Annotated in this window: 2 protein-coding genes (1 of these 2 running past the window's edge); one reads left to right on the top strand and one right to left on the bottom strand. The window is 58.6% G+C overall.

Features of this window, described 5'->3' with window-relative positions:
* Window positions 1-447 carry the 5' portion of a MarR family winged helix-turn-helix transcriptional regulator gene (locus VZP09_RS06370; protein WP_328794964.1) on the bottom strand. The gene continues 36 nt to the left of window position 1, outside the view, so only the first 447 of its 483 coding nucleotides appear in the window; it begins with the start codon at window positions 445-447; its stop codon lies beyond the left edge, outside the window.
* Window positions 448-521: 74 nt separating this feature from the next.
* Between VZP09_RS06370 and VZP09_RS06365 the strand changes: the two genes are divergently transcribed.
* A complete protein-coding gene (locus VZP09_RS06365) occupies window positions 522-1,469 on the top strand; it encodes a quinone oxidoreductase family protein (RefSeq protein ID WP_021312928.1) in 948 nt (315 codons plus the stop codon).
* Window positions 1,470-1,618 lie beyond the last annotated feature (149 nt).

Genomic DNA, 1,618 nt, shown 5'->3' with positions numbered 1-1,618 from the left:
CTGCAAACTGTCGGCGTATTTGCGCGTTAAGCGAAACAGCGCCTGCACTTCATCTTCCGGCCACTGCGCCAGCACCTGATTCATTAACCGCCGCCGCGCTACCGCAATACTGTCGATCATCTGTTGTCCGCTGGCGCTAAGCGTCACTTCGCTGATCCGTCGATCATGACGGTTCGGTTGCTTACAGGCGAGTCCCTGGGCTTCCAGTTTTTTCACCTGGCGGCTGACGGTGGTGTAATCGCGCCCTAAATGATCCGCCAGCTCAACCACCCCCACCGGNCCATGGCGCCCTACCGCCACAAGCAGCGGAAACAGCATCTGTTCCAGCTGGACGCCGGCTGCCTGGAGGATCTGCTCATCGCGCAGCGGCTGGTTCATTACGCTGATGATATCCAGCAGCGCGGCGTGAAAGTCGGTAATGTCGTAGTCATTATGTGCATCTTGCATGTATTAATTTTCCGCGTATAGTGCTGCAAAACAATATGTGTATTTTACACATAATTCCCGACAGGAGATAATTTATGAAAGCAGCCGTGATTTTTGATCTCGCAGAAGGCCCGGTTTGGGCCGATTTTATCGACCCGCAGCCCGCGCCCGGCCAGACGCTCATTGACGTCCGCGCCGCCGCGCTGAGCCATGTGGTTAAGGCCCGCGCATCCGGACGCCATTACAGCTTCGACGGCAATCTGCCCTTTGTGCCCGGTATCGATGGCGTCGGCACCACACCTCAGGGCCAGCGCGTCTACTTCGCCTTCCCAACCGCCCCCTTCGGCAGTATGGCGCAGCGGGCGCCGGTCGCCCTGCAGAATTGTCTGCCGCTGCCGGATGCGCTCGATGATATCCAGGCGGCGGCGATGGCCAACCCCGGTATGTCCGCGTGGGCATCGCTGGTGACACGCGCCCAGCTTCAGGCCGGCGAAACGGTGCTGATTAACGGCGCCACCGGCAGCGCCGGTCAGTTGGCGGTGCAGATTGCCCGCTATCTGGGGGCGAAAAAAATCATTGCAACCGGGCGCAATGCGCAGTCGCTCGCGGCGCTGGACGCCGATGAGTGTATTCAGTTAACCGCTGATGATAAAACCTTGAGCGGGCAATTTTCAGCGGTCAGCGCCGCGCAGATCGATGTGGTCATCGATTACCTGTGGGGACACAGCGCGGAATTATTATTGCCGGCACTGGCGAAATATACCCCTGCCGGCAGTCCGGTGCGCTATGTGCAGGTGGGTTCCCTGGCTGGCGCCGATATCGCATTAAATGGCGCAGTGCTGCGTTCCGCCCCGCTCCTGCTGATGGGCAGCGGGATCGGTAGCCTGTCGGTATCGCAACTGCTGGCGGCGACCGGTGAAATGCTGCAGGCGGCGGTGCCGGGGAAATTGACCATCGCCACCACCCCGCGGCCACTGCAGGAGATCGCGGCGGCCTGGCCGCAGGACGACAGCCAGAAGCGCACGGTTTTCACCCTCGGATAAAAAATCGCTTCCGCACAAAAGATGGGGTTGATATCTTAAATGAGAAATATTATCTTTCTCATCACTGAATAGTTGAGTAAATCACTCGGGTATTCAGTACGACATTGCTCACATTGCTTCCAGTATTTTTGCCCGCACTTGTGCGGGCT

The organism is Klebsiella sp. EMBS2024, assembly GCF_036233805.1.
GTDB lineage: Bacteria > Pseudomonadota > Gammaproteobacteria > Enterobacterales > Enterobacteriaceae > Klebsiella > Klebsiella pneumoniae.
The sequence above is the reverse complement of the archived record's forward strand: the minus strand, read 5'-3'. Positions and strand labels throughout refer to the sequence as shown.

Excerpts from the sequence above, each read along its gene's own strand:
- VZP09_RS06365 (WP_021312928.1), top strand. The coding sequence starts at position 522 with ATGAAAGCAGCCGTGATTTTTGATCTCGCAGAAGGCCCGGTTTGGGCC.